This window comes from Pontimicrobium sp. MEBiC06410, assembly GCF_053601615.1.
Map to the genome: position 1 here is coordinate 105,324 of NZ_JBSHNT010000144.1, position 15,622 is coordinate 120,945.

At 33.7% G+C, this 15,622-nt stretch carries 18 protein-coding genes; 16 read left to right on the forward strand and 2 right to left on the reverse strand.

Translation table 11 applies throughout. From position 1 onward, the window contains the following. Positions 1-13 precede the first annotated feature (13 nt). Together ACVC08_RS05920 and ACVC08_RS05925 are read right to left on the reverse strand one after the other, a co-directional pair. Positions 14-322 (reverse strand): rhodanese-like domain-containing protein, encoded by a 309-nt coding sequence (locus ACVC08_RS05920; RefSeq protein ID WP_452597818.1) that lies wholly within the window; start codon positions 320-322, stop codon positions 14-16. Between the two features lie 4 nt (positions 323-326). Then, positions 327-2,090: an aromatic amino acid hydroxylase gene (locus tag ACVC08_RS05925; protein WP_452601372.1), complete on the reverse strand. Its 1,764-nt coding sequence runs from the start codon at positions 2,088-2,090 to the stop codon at positions 327-329. Between the two features lie 121 nt (positions 2,091-2,211). Here ACVC08_RS05925 and ACVC08_RS05930 point away from each other — a divergent pair, with 121 nt between their 5' ends. The 16 genes from ACVC08_RS05930 to paaZ all read left to right on the forward strand — a co-directional run bounded on the left by ACVC08_RS05930 (position 2,212) and on the right by paaZ (position 15,622). After that, positions 2,212-2,781, forward strand: a complete 570-nt coding sequence (locus tag ACVC08_RS05930; protein ID WP_452597816.1) for a TetR/AcrR family transcriptional regulator — start codon at positions 2,212-2,214, stop codon at positions 2,779-2,781. A 59-nt stretch (positions 2,782-2,840) separates the two neighbouring features. Further along, positions 2,841-3,908, forward strand: coding sequence for a 2Fe-2S iron-sulfur cluster-binding protein (locus tag ACVC08_RS05935; protein ID WP_452601373.1), 1,068 nt, complete (start codon positions 2,841-2,843; stop codon positions 3,906-3,908). A 115-nt stretch (positions 3,909-4,023) separates the two neighbouring features. Next, on the forward strand, positions 4,024-4,980 hold the full coding sequence (gene paaA, locus ACVC08_RS05940; protein WP_452597814.1) for a 1,2-phenylacetyl-CoA epoxidase subunit PaaA: 957 nt from the start codon (positions 4,024-4,026) through the stop codon (positions 4,978-4,980). Positions 4,981-5,072: 92 nt separating this feature from the next. After that, positions 5,073-5,363: a 1,2-phenylacetyl-CoA epoxidase subunit PaaB gene (gene paaB / locus ACVC08_RS05945; protein ID WP_452597813.1), complete on the forward strand. Its 291-nt coding sequence runs from the start codon at positions 5,073-5,075 to the stop codon at positions 5,361-5,363. Between the two features lie 102 nt (positions 5,364-5,465). Further along, positions 5,466-6,218, forward strand: a complete 753-nt coding sequence (paaC, locus tag ACVC08_RS05950) for a 1,2-phenylacetyl-CoA epoxidase subunit PaaC (protein ID WP_452601374.1) — start codon at positions 5,466-5,468, stop codon at positions 6,216-6,218. 122 nt (positions 6,219-6,340) lie between these two features. After that, positions 6,341-6,841 carry a 1,2-phenylacetyl-CoA epoxidase subunit PaaD gene (gene paaD, locus ACVC08_RS05955; protein ID WP_452601375.1) on the forward strand — a complete coding sequence of 167 codons (501 nt, stop codon included), beginning with the start codon at positions 6,341-6,343 and terminating at the stop codon, positions 6,839-6,841. Between the two features lie 15 nt (positions 6,842-6,856). Further along, positions 6,857-7,243 carry a VOC family protein gene (locus ACVC08_RS05960; protein WP_452601376.1) on the forward strand — a complete coding sequence of 129 codons (387 nt, stop codon included), beginning with the start codon at positions 6,857-6,859 and terminating at the stop codon, positions 7,241-7,243. Between the two features lie 83 nt (positions 7,244-7,326). After that, positions 7,327-8,112: an enoyl-CoA hydratase-related protein gene (locus ACVC08_RS05965; protein ID WP_452601377.1), complete on the forward strand. Its 786-nt coding sequence runs from the start codon at positions 7,327-7,329 to the stop codon at positions 8,110-8,112. A gap of 66 nt (positions 8,113-8,178) precedes the next feature. Then, positions 8,179-8,541 carry a four helix bundle protein gene (locus tag ACVC08_RS05970; protein WP_452601378.1) on the forward strand — a complete coding sequence of 121 codons (363 nt, stop codon included), beginning with the start codon at positions 8,179-8,181 and terminating at the stop codon, positions 8,539-8,541. A gap of 79 nt (positions 8,542-8,620) precedes the next feature. Next, on the forward strand, positions 8,621-9,778 hold the full coding sequence (locus ACVC08_RS05975; protein ID WP_452601379.1) for a 3-hydroxyacyl-CoA dehydrogenase NAD-binding domain-containing protein: 1,158 nt from the start codon (positions 8,621-8,623) through the stop codon (positions 9,776-9,778). A gap of 9 nt (positions 9,779-9,787) precedes the next feature. Continuing rightward, positions 9,788-10,174 (forward strand): four helix bundle protein, encoded by a 387-nt coding sequence (locus tag ACVC08_RS05980; protein WP_452599281.1) that lies wholly within the window; start codon positions 9,788-9,790, stop codon positions 10,172-10,174. Positions 10,175-10,188: 14 nt separating this feature from the next. Further along, the gene (locus ACVC08_RS05985) at positions 10,189-10,614 is read left to right on the forward strand and encodes a PaaI family thioesterase (RefSeq protein ID WP_452599280.1); all 426 of its coding nucleotides are present in this window, start codon (positions 10,189-10,191) and stop codon (positions 10,612-10,614) included. A 35-nt stretch (positions 10,615-10,649) separates the two neighbouring features. Further along, on the forward strand, positions 10,650-10,874 hold the full coding sequence (locus tag ACVC08_RS05990; protein WP_452599279.1) for a GIY-YIG nuclease family protein: 225 nt from the start codon (positions 10,650-10,652) through the stop codon (positions 10,872-10,874). A 125-nt stretch (positions 10,875-10,999) separates the two neighbouring features. Then, positions 11,000-12,214: a 3-oxoadipyl-CoA thiolase gene (gene pcaF / locus ACVC08_RS05995; protein WP_452601380.1), complete on the forward strand. Its 1,215-nt coding sequence runs from the start codon at positions 11,000-11,002 to the stop codon at positions 12,212-12,214. 79 nt (positions 12,215-12,293) lie between these two features. Beyond that, a complete protein-coding gene (locus ACVC08_RS06000) occupies positions 12,294-13,070 on the forward strand; it encodes a toll/interleukin-1 receptor domain-containing protein (protein ID WP_452601381.1) in 777 nt (258 codons plus the stop codon). A gap of 8 nt (positions 13,071-13,078) precedes the next feature. Further along, positions 13,079-15,622, forward strand: coding sequence for a phenylacetic acid degradation bifunctional protein PaaZ (gene paaZ, locus ACVC08_RS06005; RefSeq protein WP_452601382.1), 2,544 nt, complete (start codon positions 13,079-13,081; stop codon positions 15,620-15,622).

The following is a 15,622-nucleotide window of genomic DNA, read 5'->3' on the forward strand; positions in this document are numbered from 1 at the left end:
TGGTTATATAAGTTTATTTAATAAGTTTAGAAAGTTTTAACCAGCCACCACCATTTATAGCTTCAATATTATTAAGGTTTAAATATTTAGATGCTTTGGCAGACCTAACACCGCTTTGGCAATACACTATAAAAGGTTTGTTTAAAGCTCTTAATTCTTCAATACGCCTATGTAATTCTTGTAAAGGTACATGTTTGGCACCTTTTATAGCACCGTTATCATATTCTCTTTGTGTTCTAACATCTAAAATTAGAGCTCCTTTTTTTATAAAGTTTTCAACTTGACGTTTTTTTGCTCCAAATAAAAAATCTAAAAATCCCATAGTTTTAATGTGTTACATGTTCTTTAACTAAAGCGATGCCATCTACAATTAAATGCGCAATTTTTGGACGCTTCTCCTTAAGCGTATTTAAGTACTCTAAAATACGTATTTTTAAATTGTAATTTTCATTAGTACTTAAAAGTTCATAGAGTTCTAAAGACAATAGCCAGTCATTAGGGTGTTCCTGTTGTAAGTTACTAAAAATAGTTTCAATCTGCTTACCATCAATATTATTTTTAGCTCTTAGAGCGCTAACCTGTTGATATAGGTTTTCTAATTTTACTGTGTTTTCATCTTTATGCTCTTTAATAGTTTCAGTAGAAGAGACATGATATAAATTATTAAACGATCTAAAATCTGCCGAACCAGCAAAGGCAGAAACAATAGAAGAACCAACGGCTAACCTAAACGTGCCTTGATCTGGAGAAAATAACATTTTATTTTTATAAGTAACGGTACAATCTTCAAATTCAATAAGTATTAATTTTCCAAAAACATTTCGTATCCCTGTAATATTTAGCCCTTCAATAGTAATTCCGCTTTCATACTCAATAGCAATACGTTTACCATCGTAAAAATTATAGGCTTTTAAATCCCTAGGACCCATATCTTCAATAGCCAAACTAATACCCTTTAGTTTACCAATAGGAGAGCTAAAGCCATTAGGGTTTGCTTCTTTGCCATGGCCTATAAGTTCTTTTTCTCTATTAGCTAAAGCAGTAGGGCCTTCAGTTTTAAAGAAAACAACATTGTTGTCTTCATCTGTAATCATTTCTGTAAATACACCCGAAATTTGTAGCCCAGTATTAAGCTCTATACTACCAATTTTTTTAGAATCTATAAGTTTTTGTAAGCCTCTAAAACCACCTTTTCTCATAGCCATGGTATTAGAGAACTCTTCTAAAACCTCCATTAAATATGCGAAATCTGGAGTAACAAATAGTTGGGGTTGCGGTTTTGTGATGTCAAATTCCATTTCTGCTGCGTCTATACTATATAGCCTTTTTTCAACAGCATCTGTCATACACCATTTACTTTCACCAATAGACGATAATAATCCCGCACCATAAATTTTAGGGTTCTCTAAAGTTCCTATTAATCCGTACTCAACAGTCCACCAATGCAGGTTTCTAATCTTTGCCATTTCAGAAAGTGGCACTTTTTTATTTTGTAAAGTATTCACTAAATCTTCCGCATCTTTAATGTCCTTATCTGTAGAATCTGCGGCCTCTTTTAAAATAGATAGCGTTCTTACGGCTTCATACATGTCGTTGTCATGAGACGATAAAATAGCTTTAGAGCCAATTTCTCCAAAACGTCTTAAATATTCGGCATAATCAGGATTGGCAATTATAGGGGCATGTCCTGCCGCTTCATGAATTATGTCTGGAGCAGGAGTGTATTCCATGTTTTCCAATTGGCGAATGTCTGAAGCAATAACAAGCACTTTATAAGCCTGAAACTCCATAAATGCATTAGGAGGAATAAACCCGTCTACAGCTACAGCTGCCCAACCAATATCTTTAAGAATACGATTCATGCCATACATACTTGGTATAGCATCTACAGAAATACCAGTCATGTCCAAACCTTTTAAATACGATTCATGAGCAACTTGGCTTAAATAAGAAACATTTTTTCGCATTACATAACGCCAAACGGCTTGATTTATTGGCGAGTAATGCTCGTAGTTTTGTGGTTTAATAAACTGTTTTAGATGTGGCGGAAGCCTATCTATAAAGGGGTTAGTTTCTATTCCGGTATTCATAAAAATGCTTAAAATATGTTGTCTTTAGCTTACAACAAAGTTATGAATTAATATATTGCAGAAAGTAACAAGCTTTAGGATAGTTTTTCTAGCAAAAATTGAATCTGTATATTAGTAACCAATGAAACAAGAAACTCGCAAGCAACAAATTATAAATACAGCAGCAATCCTTTTTAAGGAAAAAGGTTATAGTGCTGTAACGATGAGAGATATAGCTAAGGTTATGGGGATAAAGGCTTCTAGTCTTTATAACCACATACAGTCTAAGCAAGATATTCTTACTTGCATAATTATTTCTTTAGCAGAAGAGTTTACAGAAGGCATGGCGGTTATAAAATCATCTCAAATTACAAACATTGAAAAGTTAAATCGAATTATAAAACTACATGTAGATATTACAACACAAAATACACATGGCATGTCTTCAATGAATAGTGATTGGATGCATTTAGAAGAACGTTTAGACTATTATTTAGAGCTAAGAGATGATTACGAAAATAATTTTAGAAACATTATTGTTAAAGGAATTGAGAACAAAGAGATCGTTAATAAAAACCCCGAAGTTATGTTGTTTTCAATACTGTCTACTCTACGATCGTTGTATCTATGGATCCCTAAAAAGGAAGATTTAAACCCAGCAGATTTGTCTGAAAATTTGAGCCAAGTACTAATACATGGGGTAAAAATTTAATTTTCAAAACTTTTGTATATTTGTAAACCTAACTAACAAGTGTTAGTTAAAATATACAAATGGCAGAATTTTATAACATACAAGTAAAAGATATCTACAAGGAAACTAAAGACTGTTCTGTAGTTACTTTCGATATTCCAGAAAATTTATACGAAACTTTTAAGTTTAAGCAAGGGCAGCACCTTACTTTACGTAAAATAATTAATGATGAAGACGTTCGTCGCTCTTACTCTTTATGCTCTAGTCCTCTAGATAATGAGTGGAAAGTAGCTATTAAGCAAATTCCGGGCGGTGTGTTCTCTACCTATGCAAATCAAGAGCTAAAAGCTGGAGATGAGTTGGAAATAGCAGAGCCATCTGGACATTTTTATATAGAGACAGAACCAGAAGCGTCAAAAAATCATATAGCTTTTGCGGCGGGCAGTGGTATAACACCAATGTTGTCTATAATTAAAACACATTTAATAGCTGAGCCTAACAGTACATTCAAATTATTTTATTTGAATCGAACAGTAAAATCAATTATCTTTAAAGAAGAAATAGAGCAACTTAAAAATAAATTCTTTGGGCGTTTTCAAGTGTTTTATTTTTTAACAAAAGAGCAACGCGATATTCCTTTGTTAAATGGGCGTTTTGATGAAGAGAAGCTACAAGTTTTATCTAAAACATTTATAGACATAGAAGATACTAATAGCTGTTTTATATGTGGGCCTCAAGATATGATTTTTTTAATTCGTGATGAACTAGAAAAAGCAGGATTAGAAAAAGAAAAAATACACTATGAGTTATTTTTCTCTGGAGATGTAGATGATACTAAAATAGCAGAAGTTTTAGAACATAAGGTAGATGGAACAGATGTAACTATTATAGATGGAGGAAAAGAATTTCATTTCATCATGGAAGATGAGTACGATAATATATTAGATGGGGCTTTAGCAGCGGGAGCCGATTTACCATTTGCATGTAAAGGAGGTGTATGTAGTACTTGCAAGTGTGAAGTAAAAGAAGGAACAGTAGAAATGAAAATTAACTACGCATTAGATGAAAAAGAAGTCGCAAGAAACCTAGTGTTAAGTTGCCAAGCGGTGCCAACATCAGAAAAAGTAGTAGTAGATTTTGATGTGTAAGCCATTCGTTAACATTCCTAAGAATGTGGTAATCTTATCAAATAAAATATATAGAAAAAGAAAATAAAGTTTCACCAGCTAAAAGCAAATAGCTAATAGCCAAAAGCTAATAAAAATGAGTGAAGAACAAATAAAAAACTTAGAAGCTCAATTTGAAGAACGTATAGCACGTGATGAAAAAATAGAGCCAAAAGATTGGATGCCAGAAAAGTATCGAAAGACACACATAAGGCAAATGTCGCAACATGCGCATTCTGAAATTATTGGAATGCTTCCTGAAGGAAACTGGATTACCCGAGCACCATCATTAAGACGAAAAGTAGCCTTGTTGGCAAAAGTTCAAGACGAAGCTGGACACGGTTTGTATTTATATAGCGCTTGCGAAACTTTAGGAGTTTCTAGAGATGAACTGTATGAACAATTACACACAGGAAAAGCAAAGTACTCTAGTATTTTTAATTACCCTACAATTACATGGGCAGATATGGGAGCTATTGGTTGGTTAGTAGATGGCGCAGCCATTATTAATCAAGTACCATTATGTAGTACATCGTACGGGCCTTATGCAAGAGCAATGATTCGTGTGTGTAAAGAAGAAAGCTTTCACCAACGTCAAGGTTTTGAAATCATGATGAAGTTAGCGCAAGGCACGCCAGAACAAAAAGAAATGGCTCAAGATGCATTAAACCGATGGTGGTGGCCATCTTTAATGATGCTAGGGCCAACAGATGCAGAGTCTGTGCATACAGAGCAATCAATGAAATGGAAATTAAAACGTAAATCTAACGACGATTTACGCCAGCAATTTATAGACCAAACGGTACCACAAGCAGATTTAATAGGTCTTACCATACCAGATCCAGATTTAAAATGGAATGAAGAACGTAAAAGTTACGATTTTGGACCAATAGATTGGGATGAGTTCTGGCAAGTTGTAAAAGGGCATGGACCATGTAATAAAGAAAGAATGAATGCTAGAGTAGGCGCATGGGAAAGAGGAACATGGGTTCGAGATGCAGCGATGGCACATGCAGAAAAGAAGCAACAAAGAAAAGAGAAACAAGCAGTATAATAAAAGCTGTCTTATACTGAAATAAATTCAGTACTACATAGAATAAAAATTAAAGTTTAATTAAAAATATCCCCACTGTTGTGGGCAATAATATGTCAGCAAAAAAGAATTGGCCATTATGGGAAGTGTTCGTAAGAAGTAAAAACGGATTAGAACACAGGCACTTTGGTAGCCTTCATGCAGCAGATGCAGAAATGGCTTTAGAAAATGCAAGAGATGTATATACAAGACGAAATGAAGGCGTAAGTATTTGGGTTGTAGAATCTAAAAATATTACAGCATCTAACCCAGAGCATAATGGAGAATTATTTGAACCAGCTCAAGATAAAGTATACCGTCACCCAACATTTTACGATTTACCAGACGAGGTAAAGCATATGTAAAATTCCTGTGGTAGGTAGGAATCTCATGAATAGAAACTAAATGTCACGCTGAGCGCAGTCGAAGCGTCTCAATTAAATTACTCACTATTGTGAGGTATTAACATGAAACAAAATTTATATAAATACATTCTAGGTATTGCCGATAATAGTTTAATTCTTGGGCAAAGAATGGGAGAATTAACAGGACATGGACCAAGCCTAGAAACAGACATAGCATGCACAAATATCTCGTTAGATTTATTTGGACAAGTACGAAGCTATTACCAATATGCAGCTAAAATTGCAGGAGATAATAGAACAGAAGATGATATTGCAATGCTACGTAAAGAACGCGAGTATGTAAATGTGCTATTGGTAGAGCAACCAAATACCGATTTTGCATACACTATTGCACGTCAGTTTTTATTTGATGTCTATCACTTTATGTTTTTAACAGAATTGCAAAAAAGCCATGATGTAACACTATCTGCGATTGCAAAAAAATGCATTAAAGAAGTAAGCTATCACCAACGTTTTTCATCAGATTGGTTAATACGTCTAGGAGATGGAACAGAAGTAAGTAAAGTAAAAATACAAGAAGCCATTAATGGTTTATGGACATATACAGATGAGTTGTTTCATCAAACAGAAGCCGATAAAGCAATGGTTAGCGAAAATATAGGAGTAGATGTTACTAAATTAAAAGAAGCATATTATTTAAAAGTAAATGAAATTTTAACAGAAGCAACATTAGATATTCCAGAATCAAAATGGTTCCAAAAAGGTGGTAAAATTGGTGTGCATACGGAACACTTAGGATATTTGTTAAGTGATTTACAATACATGCAACGCGCGTATCCAAATATGGAATGGTAATAAATTCCTGCGAAGGCAGGAATCTTTAATACCGTGAGCAATGTCACTTCGAGTGATTTATGAGAGAAGAATAAATTGTATCGAGAAGCTTTTAAAATAAACCTTCTTTTAGAAGAAATAATATGATAAGTACCGAGCAAAACATAGATAAAATACTATACCCAATATTGGAACAGGTTTCAGACCCAGAGATTCCAGTATTATCCATTATGGATATGGGGGTAGTACGTTCGGCAGTTATTGAAAATAATATCGTAAAAGTTGAAATAACACCAACTTACAGTGGTTGTCCAGCAATGGATGTTATTGGAGACGATATAAAAAAAGCATTAAAAGAAGCAGGGTATAATTCAGAAATAGAATTAATATTAGCACCCGCCTGGACAACCGATTGGATAACACCCAGAGGGAGAAAAGCGTTAGAAGATTACGGAATTGCAGCACCACTTGACGCAGAAGCAGATAAAGATGTATTACTAAACGGGAAACGCATAGTAAAGTGTACTAATTGTGGTTCTCAAAATACTAGATTAGTAAGTCAGTTTGGTTCAACAGCATGTAAAGCACAGTTTCAATGTGATGACTGTCAGGAACCTTTCGATTATTTTAAATGTTTAAAGTAATTAATTAGTGAGAGTATGAGCAATAAAGCATCTTTTATGTTAGGACTTCGCACTACAATATACATGGTCACCGATATAAAAAAAGCTACGGAATGGTATTCTGAAGCTTTTTTCGTTAAACCCTATTTCAACGAAACCTTCTATGTTGGATTTAATATTAAAGGGTATGAATTAGGCTTACAACAAGAAGAACGAGATAGTAGTACAAAAACAGAAAATGTATTCTCATATTGGGGAGTCGAAGACATAAATAAAGCCTATCAACATTTTATAGATTTAGGAGCAACAAAGCATGAAGCACCAAATGATGTAGGAGGAGATATAATGGTTGCAAGTCTCTATGATCCTTGGAATAATATTATAGGATTAATTTATAATCCCCATTTTAAAGTAGAAGAATAAGTAAATTTAAAAGGAACGTCAGTTCGAGTGAAATTCTTTTTTTAGAATTTTGTATCGAGAATATATAAAAAAATATAATAGCTATGGCTAATAATTCAATAGAATTAAAAATAGAAAATAAGGTAGCATACATTACTTTAAACAGACCAGGAGTATTCAACAGTTTTAATAGAGAAATGGCATTAAAACTACAAACTACTTTTGATGATTGCGAAACAAATGAAGACGTTAGAGCAATTGTTTTAACTGGAAATGGAAAAGCATTTTGTGCAGGTCAAGACTTAAAAGAAGTAACAGATCCAGAGTTAAATCCAGGGTTTAAAAAAATATTAGAAGAACATTATAACCCAATCATTACAAGAATACGAGCTATTAAAAAACCAGTAATAGCAGCAGTAAATGGTGTGGCAGCAGGAGCAGGAGCAAATATTGCATTAGCATGCGATATTGTAGTAGCTCATGAAAAAGTAAGTTTTATACAAGCCTTTAGTTTAATAGGCTTGGTTCCAGATAGTGCAGGAACCTTCTTTTTGCCTAGACTAATAGGGTTTCAAAAAGCATTAGCATTAGCCATGTTAGGCGATAAAATCTCAGCAGAAGAAGCAGAAAAAATGGGAATGATTTATAAATCGGTTCCGTTAGGCGAATTTGAAGAAACGATAAGTAAATTAGCTGTAAAACTAGCTAATATGCCAACTAAAGCATTAGGGTTAATTAAAGAACTATTCAATAAATCTATGACAAACGATTTAGAAGCACAATTAGCTTTAGAATCGAAATTACAAATAGAAGCAGCACAAAGTAACGATTATGCAGAAGGCGTATCAGCATTTATAGAAAAAAGAAAACCAGAATTTAAAGGGAATTAAAAAATATAGAATATCGAATAAGAGAATATTGAATGATGAAGTCGATTTCGGTAAAAAATTAGATTAATGAGTCGAAAGTATGATTTAGAAAATAGGTTAATTCAATTCTCCGTAAATATTATTTCTCTCTGTAAAACAATGGAGAGTAATTTTGCGTCTCAGCATTTATCAAAACAATTAATTCGTTCTGCAACATCTTCCGCTTTAAATTATGGGGAAGCCCAAAGTGCTGAATCAACAAGAGATTTTCTTCATAAAATGAAGATTTGTCTTAAGGAATTAAGAGAATCTTTAGTGAATTTAAAAATCCAAAAAGGAGCAGGTCTTCTTAAAGATTCTGAAAAATTAGAATTACTTTTAAAAGAAAACAATGAACTAATTGCAATTTTCGTTTCTAGTATTCGAACTTCGCAAAATAAAAATAAATAGTAATGAATGCCTATCAGTTAGTTGAAATTAAAAACTTCGATATTCTGTATTTAACATTCGATATTCAATATTAAAAAATATGAACGTAGGAATTATTGGTGGTGGTACAATGGGAAGTGGTATTGCACAAGTAGCAGCAACTTCTGGATGTAAAGTGAAACTATACGATACCAATCAAAACGCATTAGATAAAGCCAAAGCCGCTTTAGAAAAAATATTATCACGTCTTATAGAAAAAGGACGTATTGATGACGCTGAAAAAACAAGAATACAAAGTAATATATCTTATGTCAATACTTTAAAAGATTTAGCAGATTCTAATTTAACAATAGAAGCTATTATTGAAAATCTTGAGATAAAGAAAAAAGTATTTTCCGAATTAGAAAGCTATGTCTCAGAGGATTGTATCATCGCATCAAACACATCAAGTCTATCTATAGCATCAATAGCAGCATCGTTAGAAAAACCAGAACGTTGTGTTGGTATTCACTTTTTCAACCCAGCACCATTAATGAAATTGGTTGAGGTTATTCCTGCAATACAAACCTCTAAAGAAGTCTTAGATAAATCAATACAAACTATTTCCGATTGGAAAAAAGTAGTAGCAGTAGCTAAAGATACACCAGGGTTTATAGTAAACAGAGTAGCACGTCCATTTTATGGAGAAGCTTTAAGAATATATGAAGAAGGATTAGCCGATTTTGCAACAATAGATTACAGTTTAAAAACAATGGGAGGTTTCCGCATGGGGCCTTTTGAATTGATGGACTTTATAGGAAACGATGTGAATTATACCGTAACCGAAACGGTATTTACAGCATTCTATTTCGATCCAAGATACAAACCAGCATTTACACAAAAACGTTTTTCAGAAGCAGGTTATCTAGGTAGAAAATCAGGAAAAGGATATTATGACTATTCAGAAGGAGCAGTAAAACCAGAACCTGTAAAAGATAATGCACTAGCAGAGCAAATATTCAATCGTGTATTAGTTATGTTAATTAATGAAGCAGCAGATGCTTTATTTTTAAACATAGCCTCAGCAGAAGACATAGATAACGCAATGACAAAAGGAGTAAATTACCCAAAAGGATTATTAACATGGGCAGACGAAAAAGGAATAGATTGGTGTGTTTCAAAATTAGATGAACTATATAATGAGTACCATGAAGATAGATACCGTTGTAGTCCTTTATTAAGAAAGATGAATAAGGAAGGGATGAGGTTTTTTGAGTAGGTTTGAGGTATGAGGAAATCTAAGTATCATTTTAAATTTGAAGATTTAGGAATATATACCAAAGCGATGGAGTTTGGAGAAACTGTAAATCGTTTAGGAAAGAAATTTCCGAAAGAAGAACGTTTCGAATTAACATCTCAATTTAAAAGAGCAGCAGATTCAATAGCCTTAAATATTGCGGAAGGTTCAAGTGGAACAGATAAACAGTTTCATAATTATTTAGGAAATGCGTGGCATAGTGCTCATGAATGTATAGCATGCAGTTCGAAAGCACAAATGAGGAATTATATTACAAATGAGGAAGATGAAGATGTTAGAAGAATGATAACTGAGTTATCAAAAATGATAACGGTACTACGCTCAAGAATAGCATCAAGAATCAATAAAACAAAATAGAAAGAATAAATAAGATGTCAGAAGAATTAAAACCTATTCCCTCACACCTCATACCTAGAAAGATGCTAAGTCAAGATGCCTACAGCACTTGGTTAGGAATAGAAATTCTAGAATGCGAAATCGGTCGCTGTAAAGTAGGGATGACTATTCGTAAGGAAATGCTTAACAGTATGAATAAAGCACATGGCGGAATAAGTTATAGTTTAGCAGATACCGCATTTGGTTTTGCAGCAAACACACATGGTAAATATGCCGTTTCAATAGAAACAAGCATTAATCATATAGAAGCATTAAGTGAAGGCGATTATATAGTAGCAGAATCTGTAATAGAAAAAGTAAATAACAAACTAGGCTTTAATATAATAGAAGTAAAAAGAGAAGAAGAATTAGTAGCTTTGTTTAAAGGAGTTGTATATCGGACACAAAAAGAATGGGAATAATTCCTGCGAATGCAGGAATCTCAAAATAAATAAAAGTGAAACATTGGTATGTCTACATAATGGCGAATAAACCCAACGGAGTAATTTATATTGGAGTAACTAATAATATTGATGAAAGAGTAAAAGAGCATAAGTTTAAAGTTTACCCAAAATCTTTTACTGCAAAATATAATTGCGATAAATTGGTGTATTTTGAAGAATTTGAAGATGGAGAAAAGGCATCGATTAGAGAAAAACAATTCAAGAAATGGAAAAGGTAATGGAAGGTGAATTTAATTCAAGAAATGAATCCCGATTGGACAGGTTTAAGCGTGAATTGGAATTTAGAAAACAAAATATTTAGAAATAATAATTAATAAGATACCTGCCTGCGCAGGCATTTAACATGAAACAAGCATATATAATAGACGGTGTGCGTACACCAATAGGAAATTACAAAGGCACATTATCGGCAGTAAGAACAGACGATTTAGGCGCATTGGTTATTAAAGAAGTTGTAGAACGTAATCCAAGTATTCCAAAAGAAGCATATGACGATGTTATTATGGGCTGTGCAAATCAAGCAGGAGAAGATAACCGTAATGTCGCTAGAATGTCATCATTATTAGCTGGATTACCATTTACAGTTCCAGGCGAAACGGTAAACCGTTTATGTAGCTCAGGCTTATCTGCAATAATACATGCTAATAGAGCAATAAAAGCAGGAGATGGCGATTTATTTATTTCTGGAGGAGTTGAGAACATGACGAGAGGACCATACGTAATGGCTAAACCATCAACAGCATTTGGAGGAGACTCAAAAATGTATGATTCAACATTTGGATGGCGTTTTATAAACCCTAAAATGCAAAAGTTATACGGTACAGATGGCATGGGAATGACGGCGGAAAACCTTGTAGAAAAGTATAACATATCTAGAGAAGATCAAGATAAGTTTGCGTATTGGAGTCAGATGAAAGCAGCCAAAGCACAAGAAAATGGGCGTTTAGCAAAAGAAATAGTAACTGTTGAAATTCCACAACGTAAAAAAGACCCAATACAATTTTCAAAAGATGAATTTGTAAAACCAAATTCATCATTGGAAGTATTAGGGAAACTAAGAGCAGCCTTTAAAAAAGAAGGAGGAAGCGTAACAGCAGGAAATGCATCAGGATTAAATGATGGGGCTGCTGCAACTATTATAGCATCAGAAGATGCTGTTAAAAAATATAACCTAAAACCATTAGCAAGAATAGTAAGTTCTGCGGTAGTTGGTGTAGAACCAAGAATAATGGGGATAGGCCCAGTACAAGCATCTAATAAAGCATTAGAAAAAGCAGGTTTAACCATGGACGATATTGATGTTATTGAGTTAAACGAAGCTTTTGCAGCACAGGCACTAGCCTGTACAAGAGCATGGGGATTAGCAGACGATGATGCAAGATTAAACCCAAACGGAGGCTCTATAGCAATAGGTCATCCACTCGGAGTAACAGGAGCAAGAATAGCTTATTCAGCAGCATTAGAGCTGCAGGAGCAAAACAAAAAGTATGCATTAATAACGATGTGTATTGGTGTTGGGCAAGGGTATGCGGCTATTATAGAAAATGTGAATTTATAGATGTTAGTCAAACTGAACTAGATAAGGAGAGATTATTAAATATTAAGATTCCCGTTCATAAAGGAATGATAAGAATACGATGAAAAAAATAGTAGAGATTTATTTTCCTGTTTCGAACAAGAGTGTTTATGAAATAGTCAAAGATATTTCAAATGCAAAACGAGAATCCATACAAATTAAATTTTCTATACCCAAAAGGACAGATTTAATATCAAAGAATGATATTCTTTATGAAATGAACAGTCAATTAATTTCAAGAAATAAAGATTGGTTTGAAATATCTAATGAAAATTTAGTCTGTAAACTAAAGAATATTAAAAACATAAATAACTTAGGTCATTTAGATTGGTTGACAGGTGAATTAATAATAAAACCAGAGGTTGATTTATCTGATAAAAAATATAATAATGTTACGGTAGATATAGATAAGCAAGCAGTGATGAATGAAAATAAAAAAAATAAAATATTCTTAAGCCATAAGACAGCTAATAAAGAATTGGTTAGAGAATACAAGAAAACATTATCTCTTTTAGGTTATGAACCTTGGTTAGATGAAGAAGATATGCCGGCAGGAACTATACCTCATAGAGGTATTTTAAGCGGTTTTCAGAATTCTTGCGCTGTTGTTTTTTTTATTACAAATGAATTTAAAGATGAAAGATATATAGCAAATGAAATCAATTACGCAATAACTGAGAAAACAGAAAGAGGTAATGAATTTTCCATAATTACTTTAGTGTTGTCTGACGAAGCTGTTGTTCCTGATTTGTTGAAAGCATATATCTGGAAATCACCAAAAAGTGATTTAGAAGCATTGCGAGATATTATTAAGGCTCTACCATTTCAATCAAAATAAATTTATCGATGAATAAAATTCAACACTACGTCCAAGGGCAATGGACAACAGGAAAAGAAGAAGGAACACCAATCCACGACGCCATAACAGGTGAAGCATTCACAAGTGTAGCAATCGAAGGGTTAGATGTCCCAGAAATACTAAACTACGGAAGAACAAAAGGAGGTGAAGTTCTTAGAAAAATGACTTTCCAAGAGCGTGGAAACATGCTTAAAAGTTTAGCATTGTACTTAACAAAACGTAAAAAAGATTTTTACGAATTAAGTTACAGAACTGGAGCAACAAAAGTAGATAGTTGGATTGATATAGAAGGTGGATTTGGAAATCTATTTGCTAATGCATCATTACGAAAATTATTTCCTAATCAATCGTATCACGTAGAAGGAGATCCAATCGATTTATCTCGAGGAGGCCGTTTTATGGCACATCATATTATGGTGCCTAAAAAAGGAGTAGCAGTACATATTAATGCCTTTAACTTTCCAGTATGGGGAATGTTAGAAAAATGTGCAGTAAACTGGATGGCTGGTGTGCCAGCAGTAGTGTTACCAGCGCCATCATCATCTTATTTAGCAGAAGCAGTAGCAAAAACAATAATAGCTTCAGGTATTTTGCCTGAAGGTGCATTGCAAATTATTAACGGTACAGTTCGTAATATTTTAGATACAGTAGAATCTCAAGATGTTGTAACCTTTACAGGATCAGCAACAACTGGACGGTTATTAAAAGCGCATCCAAGAATTATTCAAGAAGCAGTGCCATTTACAATGGAAGCCGATTCATTAAACGCTTCTATTCTAGGAGAAGATGCAACACCTGGAACTCCAGAATTCGATTTGTTTATAAAGGAAGTACGGAAAGAAATGACGGTAAAAGCTGGGCAGAAATGTACAGCGATACGCCGAATAATAGTGCCAGAAAATAGAGTAGAAGATGTACAAGTAGCTCTAGGAAAAGCATTAGATAAAGTAACTATAGGAGATCCAAGATTAAAAGAAGTACGAATGGGGTCTTTAGTAAGTAAGCAACAAGTAGAAGCTGTAAGAGATTCTGTAAACGATTTAGCAAAAGAAGCGCAAATAGTTTACGGAAGTTTAGATACAATAGAAACGATTGGAGCAGATGCTAAAAAAGGTGCATTCATTAGTCCAATATTATTAAGAGCAGACCATCCGTTTCAAAACACAATTATTCACGAACGTGAAGCCTTTGGACCAGTAAGTACAATAATGCCTTATAAAAATTTAGATGAAGCTATTACTTTAGCGCAAATGGGTAAAGGGTCTTTAGTATCATCAATAGCAACTAACGATGATAAAATAGCCAAAGATTATGTAGTAAATGCAGCAAGTCACCATGGCCGTATTATGGTAATAAATCGTGAAATGGCAAAACAAAGTACAGGGCACGGATCACCATTACCAAGTTTAGTTCATGGTGGACCAGGACGTGCAGGTGGAGGAGAAGAGATGGGAGGTATGCGAGGTATTAAGCATTACTTACAACGTACAGCCATACAAGGTTCGCCAACAACGTTAACAGAAATTACAGGAATATACCAGCCAAAAGCGGCATATAAAGCCTCTCCAAAACATCCATTTGCATACCATTGGGAAGATATTCAACCAGGAATGTCTTTAAAAACACATAACCGAACCATTACAGATACAGATATTGTAAACTTTGGTAACATTACATGGGATCATTTCTATGCGCATACAGATATTACAAGTTTAGATGGAAGTATTTTTGAAAAACGAACAGCACACGGCTATTTCATTATTTCAATGGCAGCAGGATTATTTGTATACCCAAACAAAGGCCCAGTTGCAGCAAATTATGGTTTAGAAGAAATTAGATTTTTACGCCCTATTTATCATAACGATACCCTTTATGTACGATTAACATGTAAGCAAAAAGTAGATAGAGATAGTAGAGGGCAAGAACACCCTAGTGGTATTGTAAAATGGTATGTAGAAGTTTTTGATGCTAACGTAGATGCAGCTAATGCTGTATTGTCAGCAGGAGCAGAAAAAGAAGACGCATTAGTATGTGTAGCTACAATATTAACAATGGTAGAAAAGAAACAAGAAGTATTTACAGAAATGACTTCAGAAGTTATAGACGCTTGTTTAGCAAAACTAACAGAAGATAGTAAGCCTAAATGGGGAATTATGACACCACAGCATATGCTAGAACATTTAGAATATACATACAAAATTGCAGGTGGTGAGATTCAAGATTTTGAAATTGCTACGCCAGAAAAGATATTAGAAAAAGTACACGACAGTTTGTATAATTTTGAAAAGTTTCCACAGAATTCAAGATTCCCACAATTAGAGAAAGATACTTTAGCACCTTTGGTACACCCAGATTTGCAAACAGCAAAAGAAAAATTTATAGAACAACGCTTTAAGTATTTAGCCTTTTTTAAAGATAATCCAGAAGCAGTTTTAAAGAATTTAGTCTTTGGCGAATTAAATAAATATGAATCGTATTTGTTGGAGCGTAAGCATCTTAATCATCATTTCGAACAATTTGGATTATTCTAA

Coding starts and splice junctions, on each gene's coding strand:
- ACVC08_RS05920 (WP_452597818.1), bottom strand. CDS start 322: ATGGGATTTTTAGATTTTTTATTTGGAGCAAAAAAACGTCAAGTTGAA.
- ACVC08_RS05975 (WP_452601379.1), top strand. CDS start 8,621: ATGAACGTAGGAATTATTGGTGGTGGTACAATGGGAAGTGGTATTGCA.
- paaB (WP_452597813.1), top strand. CDS start 5,073: ATGTCAGCAAAAAAGAATTGGCCATTATGGGAAGTGTTCGTAAGAAGT.
- paaD (WP_452601375.1), top strand. CDS start 6,341: ATGATAAGTACCGAGCAAAACATAGATAAAATACTATACCCAATATTG.
- ACVC08_RS05970 (WP_452601378.1), top strand. CDS start 8,179: ATGAGTCGAAAGTATGATTTAGAAAATAGGTTAATTCAATTCTCCGTA.
- ACVC08_RS05980 (WP_452599281.1), top strand. CDS start 9,788: ATGAGGAAATCTAAGTATCATTTTAAATTTGAAGATTTAGGAATATAT.
- ACVC08_RS05960 (WP_452601376.1), top strand. CDS start 6,857: ATGAGCAATAAAGCATCTTTTATGTTAGGACTTCGCACTACAATATAC.
- ACVC08_RS06000 (WP_452601381.1), top strand. CDS start 12,294: ATGAAAAAAATAGTAGAGATTTATTTTCCTGTTTCGAACAAGAGTGTT.
- ACVC08_RS05935 (WP_452601373.1), top strand. CDS start 2,841: ATGGCAGAATTTTATAACATACAAGTAAAAGATATCTACAAGGAAACT.
- ACVC08_RS05965 (WP_452601377.1), top strand. CDS start 7,327: ATGGCTAATAATTCAATAGAATTAAAAATAGAAAATAAGGTAGCATAC.
- ACVC08_RS05985 (WP_452599280.1), top strand. CDS start 10,189: ATGTCAGAAGAATTAAAACCTATTCCCTCACACCTCATACCTAGAAAG.
- ACVC08_RS05925 (WP_452601372.1), bottom strand. CDS start 2,090: ATGAATACCGGAATAGAAACTAACCCCTTTATAGATAGGCTTCCGCCA.
- paaZ (WP_452601382.1), top strand. CDS start 13,079: ATGAATAAAATTCAACACTACGTCCAAGGGCAATGGACAACAGGAAAA.
- ACVC08_RS05930 (WP_452597816.1), top strand. CDS start 2,212: ATGAAACAAGAAACTCGCAAGCAACAAATTATAAATACAGCAGCAATC.
- paaA (WP_452597814.1), top strand. CDS start 4,024: ATGAGTGAAGAACAAATAAAAAACTTAGAAGCTCAATTTGAAGAACGT.
- pcaF (WP_452601380.1), top strand. CDS start 11,000: ATGAAACAAGCATATATAATAGACGGTGTGCGTACACCAATAGGAAAT.
- paaC (WP_452601374.1), top strand. CDS start 5,466: ATGAAACAAAATTTATATAAATACATTCTAGGTATTGCCGATAATAGT.